The organism is Streptomyces sp. SID10853 (assembly GCF_010548145.1).
Lineage (GTDB): Bacteria > Actinomycetota > Actinomycetes > Streptomycetales > Streptomycetaceae > Streptomyces.
Genome location: NZ_JAAGLN010000033.1, coordinates 1 through 19,613, shown reverse-complemented (window position 1 = coordinate 19,613; position 19,613 = coordinate 1). Strand labels below are relative to the sequence as shown.

20 protein-coding genes are annotated in these 19,613 nt (G+C 71.2%); 9 read left to right on the top strand and 11 right to left on the bottom strand.

Translation table 11 applies throughout. The features are described from left to right. The first annotated feature begins 75 nt into the window (after window positions 1–75). The gene (locus G3I19_RS09615) at window positions 76–948 is read left to right on the top strand and encodes an SDR family oxidoreductase (RefSeq protein ID WP_164262117.1); all 873 of its coding nucleotides are present in this window, start codon (window positions 76–78) and stop codon (window positions 946–948) included. Between the two features lie 96 nt (window positions 949–1,044). On the opposite strand, the gene G3I19_RS09610 is transcribed toward G3I19_RS09615, so the two are convergent. The 6 genes from G3I19_RS09610 to G3I19_RS09585 all read right to left on the bottom strand — a co-directional run bounded on the left by G3I19_RS09610 (window position 1,045) and on the right by G3I19_RS09585 (window position 7,565). After that, a complete protein-coding gene (locus G3I19_RS09610) occupies window positions 1,045–2,394 on the bottom strand; it encodes an NtaA/DmoA family FMN-dependent monooxygenase (RefSeq protein WP_164262065.1) in 1,350 nt (449 codons plus the stop codon). Then, entirely contained in the window at window positions 2,391–3,632 is a 1,242-nt protein-coding gene (locus tag G3I19_RS09605; protein WP_164262063.1) for an LLM class flavin-dependent oxidoreductase, read from the bottom strand. Before G3I19_RS09605 ends, G3I19_RS09610 begins: the two co-directional genes overlap by 4 nt. Window positions 3,633–3,698: 66 nt before the next feature. After that, complete coding sequence (locus tag G3I19_RS09600; RefSeq protein WP_164262060.1) at window positions 3,699–4,472, bottom strand: GNAT family N-acetyltransferase; 774 nt, start codon at window positions 4,470–4,472, stop codon at window positions 3,699–3,701. A gap of 111 nt (window positions 4,473–4,583) precedes the next feature. After that, window positions 4,584–5,606, bottom strand: coding sequence for a transporter substrate-binding domain-containing protein (locus G3I19_RS09595; protein WP_164262057.1), 1,023 nt, complete (start codon window positions 5,604–5,606; stop codon window positions 4,584–4,586). Between the two features lie 73 nt (window positions 5,607–5,679). Beyond that, window positions 5,680–6,489 carry an amino acid ABC transporter ATP-binding protein gene (locus G3I19_RS09590; RefSeq protein ID WP_164262054.1) on the bottom strand — a complete coding sequence of 270 codons (810 nt, stop codon included), beginning with the start codon at window positions 6,487–6,489 and terminating at the stop codon, window positions 5,680–5,682. Then, entirely contained in the window at window positions 6,486–7,565 is a 1,080-nt protein-coding gene (locus G3I19_RS09585; RefSeq protein ID WP_164262051.1) for an amino acid ABC transporter permease, read from the bottom strand. The genes G3I19_RS09590 and G3I19_RS09585 overlap by 4 nt, the downstream gene beginning before the upstream one ends. Window positions 7,566–8,330: 765 nt before the next feature. Between G3I19_RS09585 and G3I19_RS09580 the strand changes: the two genes are divergently transcribed. Continuing rightward, window positions 8,331–9,185: an alpha/beta hydrolase family protein gene (locus G3I19_RS09580; RefSeq protein ID WP_164262048.1), complete on the top strand. Its 855-nt coding sequence runs from the start codon at window positions 8,331–8,333 to the stop codon at window positions 9,183–9,185. A gap of 120 nt (window positions 9,186–9,305) precedes the next feature. Here G3I19_RS09580 and G3I19_RS09575 read toward each other — a convergent pair whose 3' ends face one another. Then, window positions 9,306–9,623, bottom strand: coding sequence for a helix-turn-helix transcriptional regulator (locus tag G3I19_RS09575; RefSeq protein ID WP_164262045.1), 318 nt, complete (start codon window positions 9,621–9,623; stop codon window positions 9,306–9,308). Window positions 9,624–9,700: 77 nt separating this feature from the next. Between G3I19_RS09575 and G3I19_RS09570 the strand changes: the two genes are divergently transcribed. After that, window positions 9,701–9,982 (top strand): muconolactone Delta-isomerase family protein, encoded by a 282-nt coding sequence (locus tag G3I19_RS09570; protein WP_164262042.1) that lies wholly within the window; start codon window positions 9,701–9,703, stop codon window positions 9,980–9,982. A 90-nt stretch (window positions 9,983–10,072) separates the two neighbouring features. Here G3I19_RS09570 and G3I19_RS09565 read toward each other — a convergent pair whose 3' ends face one another. Beyond that, entirely contained in the window at window positions 10,073–10,585 is a 513-nt protein-coding gene (locus G3I19_RS09565) for a MarR family transcriptional regulator (RefSeq protein ID WP_164262037.1), read from the bottom strand. 142 nt (window positions 10,586–10,727) lie between these two features. Here G3I19_RS09565 and G3I19_RS09560 point away from each other — a divergent pair, with 142 nt between their 5' ends. The 6 genes from G3I19_RS09560 (at window position 10,728) to G3I19_RS09535 (ending at window position 17,522) form a co-directional block, all read left to right on the top strand. Continuing rightward, complete coding sequence (locus G3I19_RS09560) at window positions 10,728–11,927, top strand: FAD-dependent monooxygenase (RefSeq protein WP_164262115.1); 1,200 nt, start codon at window positions 10,728–10,730, stop codon at window positions 11,925–11,927. 226 nt (window positions 11,928–12,153) lie between these two features. Continuing rightward, a complete protein-coding gene (locus tag G3I19_RS09555) occupies window positions 12,154–14,178 on the top strand; it encodes a CocE/NonD family hydrolase (RefSeq protein WP_164262034.1) in 2,025 nt (674 codons plus the stop codon). After that, the gene (locus G3I19_RS09550) at window positions 14,175–15,080 is read left to right on the top strand and encodes a glycine betaine ABC transporter substrate-binding protein (RefSeq protein ID WP_164262032.1); all 906 of its coding nucleotides are present in this window, start codon (window positions 14,175–14,177) and stop codon (window positions 15,078–15,080) included. Before G3I19_RS09555 ends, G3I19_RS09550 begins: the two co-directional genes overlap by 4 nt. Before the next feature lie 88 nt (window positions 15,081–15,168). Next, entirely contained in the window at window positions 15,169–16,161 is a 993-nt protein-coding gene (locus G3I19_RS09545; protein ID WP_164262030.1) for an ABC transporter ATP-binding protein, read from the top strand. Continuing rightward, window positions 16,158–16,868 carry an ABC transporter permease gene (locus G3I19_RS09540; protein ID WP_164262028.1) on the top strand — a complete coding sequence of 237 codons (711 nt, stop codon included), beginning with the start codon at window positions 16,158–16,160 and terminating at the stop codon, window positions 16,866–16,868. The genes G3I19_RS09545 and G3I19_RS09540 overlap by 4 nt, the downstream gene beginning before the upstream one ends. Beyond that, window positions 16,869–17,522 carry an ABC transporter permease gene (locus G3I19_RS09535; protein WP_164262026.1) on the top strand — a complete coding sequence of 218 codons (654 nt, stop codon included), beginning with the start codon at window positions 16,869–16,871 and terminating at the stop codon, window positions 17,520–17,522. A 115-nt stretch (window positions 17,523–17,637) separates the two neighbouring features. Here G3I19_RS09535 and G3I19_RS09530 read toward each other — a convergent pair whose 3' ends face one another. From G3I19_RS09530 to G3I19_RS09520, 3 genes are all read right to left on the bottom strand, one after another. After that, complete coding sequence (locus G3I19_RS09530; RefSeq protein ID WP_164262024.1) at window positions 17,638–17,895, bottom strand: hypothetical protein; 258 nt, start codon at window positions 17,893–17,895, stop codon at window positions 17,638–17,640. Window positions 17,896–18,097: 202 nt separating this feature from the next. Next, window positions 18,098–18,718: a hypothetical protein gene (locus G3I19_RS09525; protein WP_164262022.1), complete on the bottom strand. Its 621-nt coding sequence runs from the start codon at window positions 18,716–18,718 to the stop codon at window positions 18,098–18,100. A 91-nt stretch (window positions 18,719–18,809) separates the two neighbouring features. Next, complete coding sequence (locus tag G3I19_RS09520; RefSeq protein WP_343235042.1) at window positions 18,810–19,583, bottom strand: SGNH/GDSL hydrolase family protein; 774 nt, start codon at window positions 19,581–19,583, stop codon at window positions 18,810–18,812. Window positions 19,584–19,613 lie beyond the last annotated feature (30 nt).

Below are 19,613 nucleotides of genomic sequence, written 5' to 3'. Positions count from 1 at the left end.
CACTCGGGCTGTTCCCTCGGAAATATCAATGTTACCGTAAAGGTGATTCCAATGGAACTATCGCTGGAGAGATTCATGATCATCGTGACCGGAGCCACCGGGAAGCTCGGACGCCAGGTCGTCGAGAGGCTGCTGACGCGCGTCCCGGCCGGCCAGGTCGGCGTGAGCGTCCGGGACCCGCAGAAGGCCCAAGCGTTCGCCGACCTGGGCGTCCGGGTGCGGCGCGGTGACTTCACCGACGCGGACAGCCTCGCCCACTCCTTCGAGGGCGCTTCCCAGGTGCTGATCGTGTCCGTCGACAAGATGGGCGAGGAGACCGTACGGGACCACCGCGCCGCGATCGACGGTGCCGTCGCCGCCGGCGCCCGCCGCATCCTCTACACCAGCCAGATGGGCGCGGGCGCCACCTCGCACTTCCAGGCGTGCCGCGACCACGCCGCCACCGAGGATGCCCTGCGCGCGTCCGGCGTGCCGTTCACCTCCCTGCGTAACGGCTTCTATGCCGCCAGCGCCCTCCAGCTGGCGGGCCCGGGCCTGGCGGCGGGCGAGATCGCGCTCCCCGCGGACGGCGCCGTCACCTGGACCGCGCATGCCGACCTCGCCGAGGCCACCGCCGTCATCCTGGCCGACGAGGGCCGCTTCGACGGGCCCACCCCGCCGCTCACGGGGGCGCAGGCGCTGACCTTCGGCGACATCGCGCGCCTCGCCACCGAGGTCACGGGCCGCACCATCACCAGGACCACCGTCCCCGACCCGCAGTACCGGCAGGACCTGCTGGGCCATGGAGCCCCCGCCGAGGTGGCGGGCCAGCTGCTGGGCATCTTCGCGGCGAGCCGGGCGGGTGAATTCACCGCCGTCGACCCGACGTTGGCCACCCTGCTCGGCCGCGAGCCCCTCGGGCTGCGCACGGTCCTGCGCGAGCACCTGGCACAGGAAGCCGTGCGCTGAGCACAGGAAGCCGTGCGCTGACCAGCCGTCGCCTGGAGGGCGTGCCCAGGCCAACAGGGCATCCCACAAAGCGTGTTGGCATCGGCTCGGGCCGTCTCAGGCGCCCGGTGTGCTAAGCCCGAGATGGTCGCGGAGCGTCGTCCCCTCGTACTCCGTGCGGAAGACCCCGCGCTCCTGGAGGAGCGGCACCACGGTGTCGGCGAACTCGTCCAGGCCGCCGGGGACCAGATGCGGGGCCAGGATGAAGCCGTCGGACGCCTCGCTCTGCACGGCGGCGTTCACCGCGGCGGCGACCGTGGCGGGCGAACCGATGAACGTCTGCCGGGCGCTGGTCTCGATCACCAGCTCCCGGATGGACAGCCCCTCCGCCTTCGCCCGCTGCCGCCACTCGGCCGCCGTGGCCAGCGGGTCACGCACCATCCGTACGCTCGCCCGGCCCCGGGCCACCGTGTGCTCACCCGTATCGGGGTCGATGTCGGGCAGCGGCCCGTCCGGGTCGTACGCCGACAGGTCCCGGTTCCAGACGTGTTCCAGGAACTTGATGGCGGTTCGGCCGCTGACCTGGCTGCGCCGTACCTCATGGGCGCGCTCCTCAGCTTCGGCGTCGGTCTCGCCCAGTACGAAGGTGGCCGCGGGCAGGATCAGCAGCTCATCCGGTGACCTTCCGTAGCGGGCCAGCCGCCCCTTCACATCGCGGTAGAAGACCCGTCCGGCCTCCGGCGCCGAGTGCCTGCTGAAGATCGCGTCGGCGGTCGCGGCGGCGAACTCCCGGCCCTGGTCGGAGTCGCCCGCCTGGAAGATCACCGGCCGGCCCTGCGGCGAGCGCGGCACATTGAACCGGCCCGCGATGTCGAAGTGCTGGTCGCGGTGGGCGAACGTACCGGCGTCCGGCGTCCGCAGGAACCGCCCGCTCTCCCGGTCGGCCGGCACGTCCCCGTCGGCCCAGGAGTCGAACAGCTCCCAGGCGGTACGGAGGAACTGCTCGGCTCGGGTGTAGCGGTCCGCCTCCGGGAGGAAACCGCCGCGCCGGAAGTTCTCCCCGGTGAAGGCGTCCCAGGAGGTGACGACGTTCCACGCGGCCCGGCCTGCCGACAGATGGTCGAGCGAGGCGAACTGCCGTGCCACCTCGTACGGTTCGTTGAAAGTGGAGTTGATCGTGCCGGCGAGACCGATCCGGTCCGTGACGGCGGCGAGCGCGGCCAGCACCGTGAACGTGTCGGGGCGCCCCACCACGTCCAGGTCGTAGATCTCGCCGCCCTGCTCCCGCAGGCGCAGCCCTTCGGCCAGGAACAGGAAGTCGAACCTGGCCCGCTCCGCGGTGCGCGCGAAGTGGCTGAAGGAGGCGAAGTCGATCTGGCTGCCCGCCTCCGGGTCGCTCCAGACCGTGGTGTTGTTGACCCCGGGGAAGTGGGCCGCGAGGTGGATCTGCTTCTGGGTGTCGCTCATGACTGTCCTCCGGCCCGGACCCGGGCGTAACGGTTGGCGGGCCGCGTCAGGCCGAGCAGCCCGCGCAGCGATCCGGCCTCGTAGGCGCGGCGGAAGGCGCCCCGGCTCTGGAGTTCGGGGACCAGGCCCCGAGTGATGGCGGGCAGGTCGTGGCCGGTCACGGCGGGGCGCAGCCGGTAGCCGGTCAGGCCCGCGCGCTGCCGGTCGAGCAGCAGGTCGGCCAGTTCGGCCGGGGTGCCGGTGAACACCTCGGCGTCGCTGGTCAGCGGGGCGCCGGCCGTCTCGTCCAGCCGCTGCCTGCGGGCCTTCGCGGCGGTGGCGGTGTCGTCGAGGAAGACCACCAGATCCCCGAAGACATGGACGGTCTCGCCGCCCCGCCCCGCGGCGTCCCGGGCGGCCAGGATCTCGTCGGTGACGGCCCGCGCACCGGCGGCGTCGTGCGGCGTGACGTACCCGACGTCCGCGGAGCCCGCCACGAGCGCGTACGGCACGGGCCCGTGGGCGAGCGCGGTGACCAGCGGCTGCCCCTGCGGCGACCGCGGGGTGATGGACGGCCCCTTGACGCTGAACCGCTCGCCCTCGAAGTCGATGTAGTGCAGCTTCGTACGGTCGATGAACCGCCCGGTGGCGGTGTCACGTATCTCGGCGTCGTCCTCCCAGCTGTCCCAGAGCCTGCGCAGCACCTCGACGTAGTCGGCCGCCTCACCGAAGAGTTCACGGATCAGCTCCTGCGTGGCCGGGTGCCCGAGGTCCCGCGGCCGGAACTCCGGCAGGTCACGGCGGCCGAAGTGCGCCGCCTCGTGCGCCGAGGCGGAGACCCGGACCCGGACGCCCGCGCGCCCCCCGCTGACATGGTCCAGCGTGGCGATGGCCTTCGCGAGGTGGAAGGGCTCGGTGTGGGTGACCACCGCGGTCGGTACGAGCCCGATGTGCCGGGTCAGCGGCGCCACGGCGGCGGCGGTCAGGACCGCGTCCAGCCGGCCGCGCACCTGGTCGGTGCGCCGGTCGTCACCGGACGGGTCGGTCGACTGGAGGGACAGCGCGTCCTCGAACGTCACGAAGTCGATGAGGCCGCGTTCGGCTTCCTGTACGGCGTCCAGCCAGTAGCCGGCGGTGAAGAGTCCCTCCGGCCTGGACCGGGGATCACGCCAGGAGGCAGGGTGCCAGCCCGCGCCGTCCAGCGCCACGGCGAGATGAAGGGGTCCGGGAGGAGCGGAAGGGGTGGGAGAGGGTGACATGTCCGCGGGGTGCCTTTCCTGAGGGGCGGAGGTGCGGGGGGAGCGGGGGAGGAGCGGCAGGTCCGGTCAGGCCCCAGGTGCGGCCGGGGCGTCACCTCCCGGGACCCGGACCACGACGAACAGATTGCGCAGACGCAGCGTGAAGCCCATCGACAGATACAGCCGGATGGCGTTCTCGTTCTCGCCCGCCGCGTGCAGGAACGGGGTGTCCCCGCGCTCCCGGATCCCGTGGGCCACATGGCGAACCAGCCGGGTGGCGAGCCCCTGGCCCCGGTGTCCGGCGTCCGTGCAGACGGCGCTGATCTCGGTGTGGCCCGGCGGGCGCAGCCGCTCGCCTGCCATCGCCACCAGCCGCCCGCCGCGCCGGATCCCCCAGTACGCGCCCAGTTCGATCGTGCGGGGGAGGAAGGGGCCCGGCCTGGTGCGGCTCACCAGGTCCAGCATCTCCGGTACGTCCGCCGGGGTCAGCCGGACCGCCTCCGGGTCGCGGGCCGTACGCAGGGCGGTGGCGATGAGCTGGACGCCCGAACCGCTGCGTACCGTCTCCCAGTTGTCCGGCACCGACGTGACCCCGGTGACGGCGGTCTCCCCGCCGCGGCCGACCAGTACGGCGAGGTCGTCCCAGGCCGCGGGGGACGCCGGATCGGCCAGTGCGACGAAGGGCGCGACATCCGGCTGATAGCGCGCGGCGGCACCCACCGTCTCGGCGAAGCGCCGGTGCGGGCCGGTGAGCGCGGCCCAGGCGGCGTTGTCCAGCAGATGCGGAGCGGCCCGTCCGGTGGACGGTGCGGGAGCGGGCAGCGGGAGGGGCGGCCGCGGTGGCTGGAGTTCGGTGGACATGCGGCGCCTTCTCTTCTCTGCGGGGAATGTTCTCGGACGGGCTCTTCCACCGGGTCGCCGCCCTCGGGCCGGAAGTCGGTGACCGGGCTCGGGGGTCGGCGGTGCCACGGCTCAGGAGTTGCTGACCGGCAGGCCCGGCGGGTTCACCCCGGCGGTCTTCACGGCCTCGTTCTCGAGGTTCCACGCCTGCAGCCACTTGGCGTACTGCCCCTGCTCGATCAGGTAGTTGAGGGCAGCGGCCAGTGGCTTCGCGAGGCCGCTGCCCTTCTTGGCGGTGGCGCAGATCAGTCCCTGCAACGAGGCCCCGGCCCCCGAGAAGGTGCCCGCGCTGCGGGTCGCCTGCGGGGTCGATGCGGTGCGGGTGATGTGGTACGAGAGACTCGGGTTCGGGCCGAAGTACGCGTCGATCTTCTTCGAATTCAGCGCCAGATAGGTGCTGTTGCTGTCCTGGTAGTACTTCACCGTCAGCTTCTTGCCCTCGGCCGCCAGCTTGCCCCGCCATTCGAGCAGGAGCTTCTCCTGGTTGGTGCCCGCTCCCACCGCGACGGTCTTCCCCGCCAGGCTCTTGTACGTGCCGTCGAAGTTCCAGCCGGAGTCCTTGCGCACCTCGAAGCCGAGGTTGTCCTCGCGGTAGCAGGCGAACTCGTACTTCTTCTTCCGCTCCTCCGTGTCCGTGATGTTGGAGAAGCCCGCCTCGGTGCGGCCGCTGTCGATCCCGACGAACAGGTTCTCCCAGGTCGAGTTCTTCAGATCGGGCCGGAGGCCGAACACCGAGGCGACCAGCCGGCCGAGATCGGGCTCGGATCCGGTGAGGGTCTTCTGGTCGTCTCCGACATACCCGAGCGGCGCGGAGCCGGCCGGGAGCATACCGAGCCCGATGGTCAGTTTCCCGTCCGCGGTGACGGACTTGGGCAACTGGGCCCGGATGGAGTCCACTTCGGGGACGTGCAGAGTGGTCTGCCTGGCGGCGCCGTTCGAGACCGCGCCGATGACCACCGACCCCTTGGCGGCGGCTGTCGGCGAGCCGGTCCCGTCCTTGGCGCTGCCGGCACCGCAGGCGCTGAGTCCGGCGGCCAGGGCGAGCACGGTGCCGGCGGCGGCGAGAGCGGACAGAGGTGAGCTGCGGCGGAACATGTCGGATTCCTCGATGGTGGGTGCGGGTGATGTCGGGAGGCGGGACGGGGCGGGGCGATGCGGACGGTGCCGCTCAGGGCACCTTGCCGAGGAACTCCCTGGTCCTGGCCTCGCGGGGATGGTCGAGCACCTGTCCTGGCGGCCCCTGTTCGACGATCCGCCCGTGGTCGAGGAAGACGACCTGGTCGGCCACCTCGCGGGCGAACCCGATCTCGTGGGTCACCACGATCAGCGTCGTTCCGCCGGTCGCCAGCTCCTTGATGACAGCGAGGACCTCGCCGACAAGCTCCGGGTCGAGCGCCGATGTCGGCTCGTCGAAGAGGATCACCCCTGGTTCGAGGGCCAGCGCCCGTGCGATGGCCACCCGCTGCTGCTGGCCGCCGGACAACTGCCGTGGATACGCACCGGCCTTGTCCCCGAGACCGACCCGCTCCAGCAGAGTGCGGGCCAGGGCCCGGCCGCCCTCCCGGTCGGTACGGCCGATGGCGGTCGGCGCCGCTGCGACGTTCTCCAGCACCGTCAGGTTCGGGAACAGGTTGAAGTGCTGGAAGACAAAACCGATACGGCTGCGCTGGGCCCGGATCGTACGCTCGGCCAGCTCTTTGAGCCGGCCCCGGAAGTGCCGTACGCCGATGGGCTCGCCGCCGACCGTCACATGGCCGATGTCCAGCTTCTCCAGATGGTTCACGGCGCGCAGCAGTGTCGACTTGCCGGACCCGGAAGGCCCGATGACGACGGTGACCGAGCCCGGGGCCACGGTCAGATCGATGCCGCGCAGGACCTGGTGGTCCCCGAACCACTTGTGCGCGCGGTGGATTTCCACGGCGACCGGCGCGGAGCGGACGGACTCCGCGCCCTGCGGCGGTGTGGTGCCGAGGCTCATATGCCCGCTCCGATCGCGATCCGGGCACGCGCGCTGCGGATCCCGGCCCTGACCTTCTGCAGGGGAGTGGGGGGTACGGTGCGCAGCGCACCGCGTGAGTAGTGGCGCTCCACATAGAACTGGACGACCGAGACGGCGCTCGTCAGGACGATGTACCAGCAGGTGGCCACGAGCAGCAGCGGTACGACATCCCCCGGATAGGTGCTGCCCAGGCTCTGCACCGTGCCGAAGAGGTCGAGCAGGGAGACGTAGAAGACCAGCGAGGTGCTTTTGACCAGGCCGATCAGCTGGTTGACATAGGTCGGCACGATGACCCGCAGGGCCTGCGGGAACACGATGCGGCGGAACCGGAACCCGCGCGGCAGCCCGAGGGCCGACGCCGCCTCGTGCTGGCCCTGGTCGACGGAGAGCACACCGGACCTGACGACCTCGGCGGCGTACGCGGCCTCGTTGAGGCTCAGACCGACGACGGCGACCACCAGGTCGGTGGCGAGATGGGACTCGTCGAACCGGAAGAAGGCGGGCCCGAACGGGATGCCCAGACTGAGCGTCCGGTACAGCGCGCTGAAGTTGTACAGGAAGAGCAGGACGACGATCAGGGGGACCGAGCGCAGCAGCCAGATGTAGACCCAGGAGGCCGACCTGAGTACGGGGTTGGGGGAGAGCCTGCAGAGCGCGAGGACGATTCCGCCGATGAGCCCGGCCACCGCGCTGAGCGCCGCGACTTCGAGGGTGATGAGCAGTCCTTCGAGCACGACCGGGCGGAAGAGCCAGTACGAGAACCGGCTCCACTGGTAGAACGGGTTGCTCACAAGTCCGTGCAGGAACTGGGCGACCAGGACCACGACCACGGCCGTCAGCACCCAGCGCCACGGGTGACGCAGCGGCAGCACTCGCTCGGCCGCGAGCCGGGGGTCGCGCACCGGGGCGGCCGGACCGGCGTCCGCTCCGGTATCCGACCCGGCGTCCGGTCCGGCATCCCGTCCGGACGCCGAACCGGACCGTGGAGGTCCGGGGGGAGCGGGCAGCGCGCCGGCGGTCACCGGCTCGTCCGGGGGCGCGGACGTCTCGGGCATGGGTACTCCAGAGATCAAGAGGTCGCCGGGCGGCGGGGGCCGGCACGGCCGGGGCCGAGCCGGCGCCCCGGGCAAGGTGCCGGGAACGGCGGTACGGGAGAGAGCGGGGACCTTGGGGGAGAGCGGGCCGGGTTCTGTCCGGGGTGTCAGCGGCCGTGGCGCGGAGCGCCGGCCGGCAGCCCGGCGGTACACGAGCGACACCCGCCGGTACACGAGCGACAGGGGTGGGCCGCTGACGACGGCGTACGCGCGGAGCCGGGGTGCGGCAGGGCGCAGCGGAGGCGGCGTACGGCTGCCGTCCTCTCCGGTGCGCGTTCCATGCTGGTCACCCTGGTTCTCTCCGCCGTGCGGGCGCCGCCGGGGGCGCGCTCGGTGAAACGGGCGGCACACGGGAATCGGGGCCGCCGGACCGGCGGGGGATCACCGGGCCGGTCCGGCGTCAGTAACCCACGCCGGGAAGGGGGCGTCAATGCGCGTCCAGGGAGTGTGAACGGCCGCGGGCCGCGGGCCGCCGACCCCGGGGCGGGACAGCCGCCCCCGCTCTGAGCAGGGGAGACGCCGACCGGATACGGGCGGGGTGTGCGTGCTGCCGGGGTGCGGGCCGGGCTGCCGGCCGCCGTTCATTTCGCGATGCCGTAACACGGGCTTCATCCCCGACAGGATTTCGGCCCCGAAGGCCGTGAACCCGCGGCCCGCCGCGGTCAGTAGGATCCTTCGCTGCACGACTGAACGAGACTGTCGCCCAGCGAGGTAAGGGAGGCCGCCATGTCGGCTGCGCCGGTGCCACCCCGATTCCGCACCGCGTACGGCGAGATCCTCGCCCAGTGGCCCCTCCCGGTGGACAGCCGTGACGTCCCCACTCCGTACGGGCTCACCCGCGTCAACAGCTGTGGGCCCCGCACCGCCCCACCCGTGGTGCTGCTGCCGGGCGGCGGCGCCACCTCGCTGGTCTGGCGTGCGGCGGTCGCCGCGGGGCTGGGCGGGGCCCAACGGGTGCACGCGGTGGACCTGGTGGGCGAGCCGGGGCTCAGCGTGCCGGCCGACGGGCGGCCGATCCGGACCACGGACGATCTGACCGGCTGGCTCGACGAGGTACTGGACGCTGTCCTCGACGCGCCGGACATCTCCGGCCCCGTGACCCTGGCCGGACACTCCTACGGCGCCTGGATCGCGGCCCATTACGCCGCCCGGCACCCCGCACGCCTGGCCCGCCTCGTCCTCTTCGACCCCGTACAGGTCTTCGCCGGGCTCAGGCCGGGCTATGTGCTGCGGGCCCTGCCCATGCTGCTGCGGCCGACTCCCGTACGGATCAGGCGATTTCTGGCCTGGGAGACCGGCGGCGCCGACCTCGACCCGGCCTGGATGCGGCTGCAGGACGCGACGGCCGCTTTCCCCACCGTCCGTCCCGTCACCGGTCCGCGCCCCGTCCTGACCGGAACCGGCCGGCCGTCCACGGTCCTCTGCTTCGCAGGGCGGGCCCGCTGCCATGACGCGGCCCGGGTGGCCGCGGCCGCGCGTACGGCGCTGCCTGAGGCGCGGACGGATGTGGTCCCCGGGGTCTCGCACCACTCGATGCCGCTTCTCGCGGCCGACGCCATCGCCCGGAGCCTGGCCGTCTGACGCCGTCCGCCGTCCGCCGTCGGACAGGTCCTGGGGAAGCTGAGGGCGAGACGTCCGGCCGCTCCACTCCACGAGCCGGCCCCCCCCAGGCGGGGACCCGCGCGATCACAACCCCACACATCAATGCGTGTCGATGGTGTCGAGGGACTCAAGGATGCCCGTCAGCGCCGCGGAGAAGCGGTCGAGGGTGTCCTCCCGCAGCGAGACGAAGCAGCGGGTGCCCTCGAAGCGGTGGAGAGTCAGACCGGCTTCTCGCAGGATCCGCATGTGGTGGCTCACCGTGGATGGCCCGAGGCTCACGGAAAAGTCCTCACGCTGGTGCTCGGCGTGGTCCGCCAGTACGGCGACGATCGCGAGCCGGGCCGGATCCCCCAGGGCAGAGAGCAGCCTTGCAAGCTGAACGTCCCCGAGATCGGGGTGGTGCGGACTCTTCGGCATGAGGACAAGGCTACTATTTCGAAGTTCTATAATGTTCGATGTAATCTTCCTGGCGGCACATCGATCAAGGAGGTCCCATGGAGTTTCTCGTGCAGGTCGACGGTTCCCGTGCCTACACGCTGCCCGCCGACGAACGCGACGATCTCATCCGCCGGGAACGGGAGCGGGGCCGTGAACTGCTGGACGAGGGAGTGATCCAGCACTTCTGGCGGATCCCTGGCCGGCGCGGCAACGTCGGCATATGGTCCGCTGTCGACGCCGACGCACTGGAAGAGGCTCTGACCAGCCTGCCCATCTGGCCGTACGCCGACATCGAGGTCACCGCCCTGGCCACGCACCCCATGATCCGGGAACGCTGACCCGCCCGCACCGGCCGGGCGTCCGCGTCGGCCCCGGCGCCGGTCTCCGCTGGATCCGGCACCTCGCATCACGATCTTGATCGCAACTCCCTAGGAGGGCGCCGTGTCGTCCAGGGCCGCCAGCCGGGCCGTCACATCGTCGGTGAAACGGGTCAGCAGCCGGCCGAGGTCCCTGCGGTCCTGTTCCGGCCAGTGCGCTACGGCCCCCGTGAACCACCCGACGAGCGTGCGCGCGTAACGGTCGGCGGCCCGGGCCCCTTCGGCTGTCGGCTCGATCAGGCTGACGCGTCCGTCGTCCGGGTCGCCGATGCGGTGCACCAGCCCGCGCCGCTCCAACTGCTGAACCTGGCGCGTGGCGTGGGGCTGGACGACCTGCACCTGCTCCGCGATCTCCTTCACCCGCAGCGGCCTGCCCGCGAAGTGCAGGGCGAGGAGTACGGAGAAGGCGGGCCGGTCCACCGTGGCCCCGGCCGCCTCCATGGCGTGGTGCACCAGCCGGCCGCGGCTGATGGCATTGCTCAGCTGGGCCAGGCGGGGCATCACGGCCAGTACGTCGTCCTGGTTGCCGGCCTGCTCGGGCTCACCCGGTGTTGGCGTGTTCATCCCAGCTCCATTTGCATACTTAACACAGGTATCTATATGGTGGTCTTGCTCGTCGGTGTCCGAGGCCGTACTGCGTCCGCAATAAGGATACCTAAAGTAGGCATCTACTGCCCGGGTGGGAACCCGGACGAGGAGATTCATGATGAACCCCAAGGTCAACCGCACGATCCTCATCTCCGGGGCCAGCATCGCCGGCCCGTCCCTCGCCTACTGGCTCGACCGGTACGGCTTCGAGGTCACCGTGGTGGAGAAGGCTCCCGCGCTCCGCGGCGGCGGATACGCGATCGACGTCCGCGGCACCGCCCGAGACGTGGTCGACCGGATGGGGCTGCTGCCGCAGCTCCGGCGGGCCCATGTGGACACACAGAAGATCTCCTTCCTCGATGCCGACGGCGATGTCGTGGCCGCCGTGCGGCCCGAGGCCGTCACCGGCGGGGCGGAGAATCTCGATCTGGAGGTGCGCAGGGGAGACCTGGCCGACTGTCTCCACGGCCTGGTCCGGGACAGGGTCGAGTTCCTGTTCAACGACTCGATAGCGACCCTCGACGACCGCGGCGACGCCGTGGACGTCACTTTCGACAGCGGCACCCGGCGCACCTTCGACCTGGTGATCGGCGCCGACGGTCTGCACTCCAACACCCGCCGGCTTGCCTTCGGTCCCGAAGAGCGGTACCACCGCTACCTCGGTTACTGCTTCGCCGGCTTCACGCTGCCCAATGACCTCGGTCTCGCGCACGAGGCCCGTATGTGGAACGTCCCGGGCAGGGCCGCGACGCTCTACGCCCACGACCCCGCCGACACCCTGCACGGGTTCCTGACGTTCGCTCAGGACGAGGCCCCCTTGGGCGCGTTCCGCGACCCGTGGGCCCAGCGTGAGCTGGTGGCATCGGAGTTCCCCGACGCGCAGTGGGAGATTCCCCGCATGGTGGCGGCGATGCGGAGCGCCGACGACCTCTTCTTCGACGTCGTGAGCCAGATCCATATGCCGGCCTGGTCCACCGGGCGTACGGCGCTGGCCGGGGACGCCGCCCACGCGACCTCCTTCCTGTCCGGCCAGGGGTCGAGCGTCTCGCTGGTCGGGGCGTATGTGCTGGCGGGTGAGCTGGCCACTCATGCCGACCACACCACGGCCTTCGCGGCCTACGAGAAGACGGTCCGTGAGTTCGTGGAGCTGAACCAGGCGCTGGCCCTGGGCGGCAGTGCCACGGTCACCCCGCGCACCCGGGAGCAGCTCGACGCGCGCAACGCCGCTCTGCGCGGCGGTACCGCTCTTTCGTCGGAGAGTCAGGGCCGCACGGCCAGTACGGCTCTCGTGCTGCCCGAGTACGGTCACGCCGGATAGGTGCCGGTCTTTCACGTGCCGGTCTTTTGGGTGGTCGCGGGGTGGTCGCGCGGCGGCCGCGGGGAGGGGCTATTACCGCCGGTACATGCACACGGGCGTGCAAATATGGGGTGTTTACCCATAATGACACGCCCTATGCCTGTGCTCTTGTTCACGGTTGAACAAGTGTGTAATACACGGGCACTCGGGACAAACGGAATATCAGGCTCCTCTAAGGTGCCGGAACATGAGCACTGCCACTACTCACCGCACCCCCGCACAGCATTCCGTACGCGTTCTGCGCCATGTCTGGATCCCCCTCGAGGACGGGACCCGTCTCGCTGCCCGGATCTGGCTTCCCGCCGACGCCGAAGGGCCGGTCCCCGCGGTCCTGGAGTACATCCCGTACCGGAAGAACGACGGGACGGCCCCCCGCGACGTGACGCTGCACGGTCAGTTCGCGCGGGCCGGCTATGCCGCTGTGCGGGTCGACTGCCGTGGCAGCGGTGACTCCAGCGGCATCATGCTCGACGAGTACCACGCCACCGAGCTGTCCGACGCGCTCGAAGTCCTCGCCTGGATCGAGCGCCAGGACTGGTCGGACGGCCAGGTGGGCATCATCGGCAAGTCCTGGGGCGGCTTCAACGGCCTCCAGATAGCCGCCCTCCAGCCGCCCCAGCTGCGCTGCGTCGTCACGGTCTGCTCGACCGACGACCGGTACGCCGACGACGTGCACTACGCGGGCGGCTCGCTGCTCGCCTCCGAGATGCTGCCCTGGGCCGCGACGATGCTCGCGTACAACGCCCGCCCGTCCGACCCCGCCGTCATCGGCGAGTCCTGGCGCGACGAGTGGCTCGACCGGCTGGAGAAGACCGTCCCGTACGCCGAGGAGTGGCTGACCCACCAGCGCCGGGACGCCTACTGGCAGCACGGCTCCGTCTGCGAGGACTACTCGGCCATCAAGGTCCCGGTCTACGCGGTCGGCGGCTGGCTCGACCCGTACCGCGGCGCGGTCTTCCGGCTCATGGAGAACCTGCGGGTCCCCGCCAAGGCCATGCTCGGCCCCTGGGCGCACACCTACCCCCACCAGGCCGAACCCGGCCCCGCCATCGACTTCCAGGGCGAGTGCGTGCGCTGGTTCGACCACTGGATGGGCGGCGCCGACAACGGCATCATGGACGAACCCGCCCTGCGGGCCTGGATACCCGACCCGGCCCCGGTCGGCTCCGACCGCGAGGAGCGCCCCGGGCGCTGGGTCGCCGAACCCTCCTGGCCGGCCCCCGGCGTCGAGGCGGCCGTCACCCCGCTCGGTGCGCTCGGCGGCGAGCCGGGCACGGCCGTACTCCGGTCGCCGCTCGCGATCGGCGCCTCCGGCGGCGACTTCCTCAAGTTCGGCGACATACCGGGGCAGAACGGCGACCAGGCGCCCGACGACGGCCGCTCCCGGACATTCACCGGCCCCGCCCTCACCGAGCGTCTCGAGATCCTCGGCGCCCCCGAGGTGACCCTGCGGGTCACCAGCGACCGGCCGCAGGCGCAGCTCGCCGTGCGGCTCTGCGAGGTCTGGCCCGACGGCAGCTCCAAGCTGGTCACCACCGGCTTCCTCAACCTCACCCACCGGGACGGCCACAGCGACCCGCAGCCACTGGAGCCGGGCCGCGCCTACGAGGTGGCGGTGCCGCTGTTCGCCATCGGCCACGCCTTCGGCGCAGGCAACCGGATCCGGATCTCCGTCTCCGCCTCGCTGTGGCCCTGGGTCTGGCCCTCGCCCGAGCAGGTGGCGCTGGAGCTCGACACGGCCCACGGCGAGCTGACCCTGCCGGTGCGCGCGCCCCGCCCCGCCGATGAGGCGGAACTGCGGCCGTACGGACCGCCGCTCGATGTCCCGCCGCACAGCATCGAGCTGGCCTCCATCCCCGGGGACAGGAAGGTCAGCTTCGACTACGAGACCGGTGAACAGATCATCGTCACCACCCCGGCCGACGGCACCATGACCGACCGGGCCGACGGCCTCACCCGCACCGGCAGCGACCTCAACCGCTTCCGGCTGGTCGAAGGTGACCCGCTGTCCGCCGCGGTGGAGAGCGAGCGCGAGGAGTCCATCAGCCGGGGCGGCTGGGCGACGCGCATCAGCACCAGGTCCCGGATGACCGCCGACGCCACGGACTTCTGTGTGGTCAACCAGCTGTCCGCGTTCGAGGGCGCGGGCGACGACGAGCGTGAGGTCTTCAGCCGTACCTGGTCCTTCAGCGTCCCCCGGGACCAGGTGTGAAGGCCCTCCGGCGCGTACTGGCCGGCTGTCTGGCCCTCCTGGGTGTGGCCGCGCTGTCCGGCTGCGGCGCGGTGTCCGAGACCACCGGCAGCAAGCCCACCGTGGTCATCGGGGCGAAGGAGTTCACCGAGCAGTGGATCATCGGTGAGCTGTACAAACAGGCCCTGACCAAGGCCGGCTACAACGTCGAGCTGAAGTCGAACATCGGCAGCACCACCGTCATCGACGGGGCACTCACCTCCGGCCAGATCGACCTGTACCCCGAGTACACCGGGGTCATCCTGCAGGTCCTGGCCCGCAGCAAGACCATGCCGCACTCCGCCGCCGGGACCTACCGCGCGGCCAAGGCGTACGAGGAGACCCGCGGGCTGACCATGCTGCCCCCGACCCCCTTCCAGAACCGCGACGCGGTCGCCGTCAAGCCCGCGTTCGCCAAGAAGCACGGGCTGAAGACCATCAGCGATCTGAGGAAGGCGGGACACGTCGTCTTCGCCGAGTACCCGGACAACATGGAGGGCGCGCTCGGCTACCACGACATGGTCAAGACCTACGGGCTGCACAACACCGAGGTGAAGACCCTCAACATCGGCCTGCAGTACTCCGCACTCGACCACGGACAGGTCGACGCGGCCGACGTCTTCACCACCGACCCGCAGCTCGCCCGCGGCGGTTACACCCTCCTCGACGACACGAAGGGCTACTACGGCTTCCAGAACGTGGCGCCCGTCGTACGCAAGGGCGTCCAGGAGAAGCAGGGCCCGGAATTCGCCAGGACGCTGAACAAGGTGGACGCGCTCCTCACTGACCAGGCGGTACGCGAGATGAACCGCGCGGTCGACACCGTACGGCTCGCACCCTCCGAAGTCGCGGCCAAGTTCCTGAAGGCCAACGGCATCAGCTGACGCAGGCAGCCGCCGCGCGACGACCCGCGGCGGCGTCCCGCCACCCATCCGCGACCCCCCGGTCGCTCTCCAGGAGAAAAAGCCCCCAATGAGCCAGGAAAGCCATAAAATTTCCACCTCCGCGCAGGAGATCGTCTTCGACCACGTGGTCAAGATGTACCCCAACTCCGCGACGCCCGCGGTCGACGACCTGTCGCTGACCGTGCCGGCGGGGGAGATCTGTGTGCTGCTCGGCCCGTCCGGCAGCGGCAAGACCACCGCGCTGATGATGGTGAACCGGCTCGCCGAACCGACCGGCGGCGACATACGCATCGGCGGCCGGTCCATCCGCGACCTCGACCCCATCCAGCTGCGCCGCTCGATCGGCTACGTCATCCAGCAGACGGGGCTCTTCCCCCATCTGTCGATCGCGGCCAACATCGCCACGGTCCCCAAAGTCCTCGGCTGGGACCGGAAACGCACCAAGGACCGGGTGGCCGAACTGCTCGACCTGGTCGGCCTGCCGGTCGCCGAGTACGGGTCGCGCTACCCCACTCAGCTGTCCGGCGGCCAGCGCCAGCGCGTCGGCATCGCCAGGGCCCTCGCGGCCGACCCGCCGGTCATGCTGATGGACGAGCCGTTCGGCGCGCTCGACCCCATCACCCGTGAGCATGTCCAGGACGAGTTCCTGGCGCTGCACGAGCGCATCCGCAAGACCGTGATCTTCGTGAGCCACGACATCGACGAGGCCGTGAAGATGGGCGACCGCGTCGCGATCCTCCGCGAGGGCGGCAGGCTCGCGCAGTACGACCCGCCCCGGACCCTCCTGAAGAAGCCGGCCGACGAGTTCGTCGCCCGGTTCCTCGGCGCCGACCGCGGACTGAAACGCCTGTCCCTGGTCAGGCTCAGCGATCTGGAGCTCACACCCGCCCCGGACACCGGCGGCGGTGAACTCCCCGGGCTCCCCGGCGACGCCACGCTCCGCTCCGCGCTCTCCTTGATGGTGGCCGAGGGCGCCGACGCCGTACGGGTCACCGGGGACGGCGGCGCCGTCCTCGGCACCGCGTCCATGGACGCCGTACGGAAGGCGGGCGCGGCATGAGCGCGGGACCCGTCATCCCGGACTACGGGAGCCCCAGCGCCTGCGTGGCGAACAACTCCACCTTCTGCGTGGACTGGTTCACCGCACACTGGTCGACCCTCTTCTGGCCCGCGCTCGTCCAGCACATCGAACTCACCCTGATCGCGGTCGTCGCCGGCTTCGTCATCGCCTTCCTGATGGCCGTACTCGCCCACTTCCAGGGCTGGTTCGCGATGCCGGCCTCCGCCCTCTCGTCCTTCCTCTACACGGTGCCGCCGCTGGCGCTCTTCCAACTCCTGGTCCCGGTCACCGGGTTCTCCGTGCTCACGGTGGAGATCGCCCTCATCGCGTACAGCCTCTATCTGCTGTTCACCACCATCCTCACCGGGCTGCGCGAAGTCCCCGAGGACGCGGTGCGCGCGGCGCGCGGCATGGGGCTGACCAGGCGGCAGATCCTGTTCAAGGTCGAGCTGCCGATGTCCCTGCCGTCCCTCATCTCCGGACTGCGGGTCACGACGGTCATGACCATCGGGACCGTCGCCATCGCGGCGTACGTCATCGACTCCGGCCTCGGCTCGCTGATTCTCAAGGCGCTGCAGTCACCGTTCAACACCCAGTTCATCGGCGCCGGCGCCCTCGCGGTCGTCCTGGCGCTCACCGCCGACGGACTGCTGGTACTCGCCGGACGGCTGCTCACCCCGTGGGCCCGGAGCAGGAAGGCCGCGTAAATGGACACCTTCATCGGTTCGTTCACCTTCATGCACGACCGGATATCGCTGATGCTGGAGAAGACGGGGCAGCACGTCTGGATGTGCGCGATCGTCATCGCCGTCTCGCTCGTGGTCGCCGTTCCCGTCGGGCTCTGGCTCGGCCATCTGCACCGCGGTGAGTTCCTCACCACCAGCATCTCCAACGTGGGCCGGGCCCTGCCCAACCTCGCGGTCATCGCGATCGGCCTGGGCATCTTCGGCCTCAACTTCGTCAACATCGCCGTCGCGCTGCTGATCACCGCCATTCCGCCGATCCTCAGCCAGGCGTATCTGGCCGTCGACCAGGTCGACCCTGACATGGTCCGCGCCGCACGCGGGATGGGCCTGACCCCGCTGCAGGTCCTCCTCAAGGTGGAGCTGCCCCTGGCCCTCCCGCTGCTCTTCTCCGGTATCCGGATCGCGGTGGTGTACGTCATCTCCGCGGCCACCCTGGCCACGGTGGCCGGGGGCGGCGGGCTCGGGGACATCGTCCTCGGCCAGGCCAACTACGGCCTTGAGGGCGTGATCGCCGCGGCGCTGTGGGTGGCGGCGCTGGCACTCGCGGCGGACGGGCTGATCGCGCTGATCCAGCGGCTGCTGGTCCCGAAGGGGCTGCGCGTGTCGCGCGCCTAGGCCGTCCGGCCGGTCTTTGCCGGGCCCGGGGCCTGACGCCGTATCCGCCCCCGTCCGGACAGACCGCCGCCCCCGGCGCCGCGCAGTCGCGGTACCGGGGGCGGGGGGCGCCTGATCAGTGAGCCATGAACCCGAACCAGCCCTCGCTGGCGTTCTTGTAGGCACCGGCGTCCGTGATGCCCGCCGGGCCACCGAGGTTGTGGTAGTAGATCCCGCCGGCCTCCTTGTGGAAGCTGCCCGCCGCGGCGATGCCGTGGTGGCCGTGGTGGTGGCCGTGGCCGTGACCGTAGTCGTGGGCCGAGGCGGACGCGGCGCCGCCCAGCACCGCGGAGGCGGCGAAGGCGCTGGCGACGAGCATGCTGCGAAGACGCATAGAGACTCCTAATTCGACAACTACATGGGCAAGCACATGCATATCGGTTAGGGGGTGCATCCGGAAGCCGCCCCGCCCGGCCCCAGCCGAACGGACGCACCTGTCCGGGAAACGGGGTACCGGACGGGTTCTGGCATGGGGACACGGGTGCGGTTCTCGTACGTTCCGGCGCTGTCCCGGGCCCACTCCTCGAAGCCCTGGCTCACTCCTCGAAGTACGTGTCCAGGACAGTATCGAGCCGCGCCGACCATTCCTTGAGCTCGCCGCGGCCGGGGGCGGTGACATCGGCCTGGTAGGTGTGGCGGTTCGGCAGATGGACGAAGACGGTCAGCCGGCGCCCGTACTTGGACGTCTGGAACTCGACGGCACCGATCTCGGTCCAGTCGAACTCGGCCTCCTGGTCGTCCAGCCTGAGCACCATGCCCGCGCGGTTCGCGATGATCACCGAACGGCGGTCGGAGACCTCGAAGGCCGGGTCGTCCACAGCCGCGCGCTCGTCCTCGCTCTCCCGCGCGGTGTCCGCCGGTGCCGGTGCGGCCTCCGGCCCCGGCGTGCTCTCCGGCTCCGCTGCGTCGCCGTCCGGTGCGGCGCGCCCGGCCGACCCCGGCTCCGACTGCGCCGGCTCCGACTGCGCCGGCTCCGGCTTCGGCTGCGCAGACTCCTCCGTACGCTCCGGGGCTGCCCCCTCGGCCGGTCCGGCCGGTTCCGGCGCATCGGCGGCCGGAGTCTCGGCGCGCGGCGGCATCAGGCCGGGGACGTACGACGGATCGGTCGCGGCGGCCGGCACGGGAGGGGGGCTCTTCGGGCCTATGTGCTGTTCCACGGTGCGCAGTATGGACGATGGACCTGTGTGACAGCCAGTGGCCCCGAGCACCGTCCCGCGGGCCGCGTGGACCGCGGGACCGGGCGGCCGGTCAGTGCGTCAGCCGGGCGAGGATCACGTCCGCGTACGCCTGCTCGCCCCGTGCGTTGGGGTGCAGCGGCGCCGCCGGTGCGGTGGGCAGGAAGCCCTCCACCCATTTGGCGCGGGGCGACCGGCAGGCGTCGTGCCCCCGGCTCGGGGTGCGGACGTCGACGTACTCGGCGCCGTGGGCGGCGGACGTGGCGGCGATCACCCGGTTCATCCGGTCGATGCTGCCCTGCAGCCAGTCCGCGTCGCTGCCGAGCAGCGGGACGGCCGGCCAGCACCCGCCCGCCCTGAGGTAGTCGCCGTATCCGGTGACCAGCACCCTGGCCACCGGGGAGCGCCGGTGAACGGCGTCCAGTACGGCGGCGAGCTTCGGGCCCAGGCCGTCGATGCGGGCCGCCTCCACATCCACACCGTCCTTGAGGTACGTGTCCCGGCAGCGCCCGCCGAGCGTGCTGAGCCGGACGCAGCTGCCCGCGACGCCGACCAGACCGGCGTCGTTGCCGCCGATGGTCAGGGTGACCAGCGTGGTCCCCGCGCTCAGCGCGTCGAGCTGGGGCGGTGCGGTGCCCGCGTCCGCGCCGAGGACCGAGAGCTGCTGGGGCGCGGTCATGTCGCCGGTCACCGCGCCGCTGCAGGTGACGTCGCGGAAGACACCGGCCTTGAGCCGGGCGGCCAGGACGTGCGGGTAGTTGCGGGTCGAGCGGCCGCAGGCGAAGGGGCCCGTGCCGCGCGGTACGAAGGGGGCCGCCGCCATCGAGTCGCCCAGCGCCACATACACCTGCCGGCCGCCCGGCGGGCCCGCGCTGTC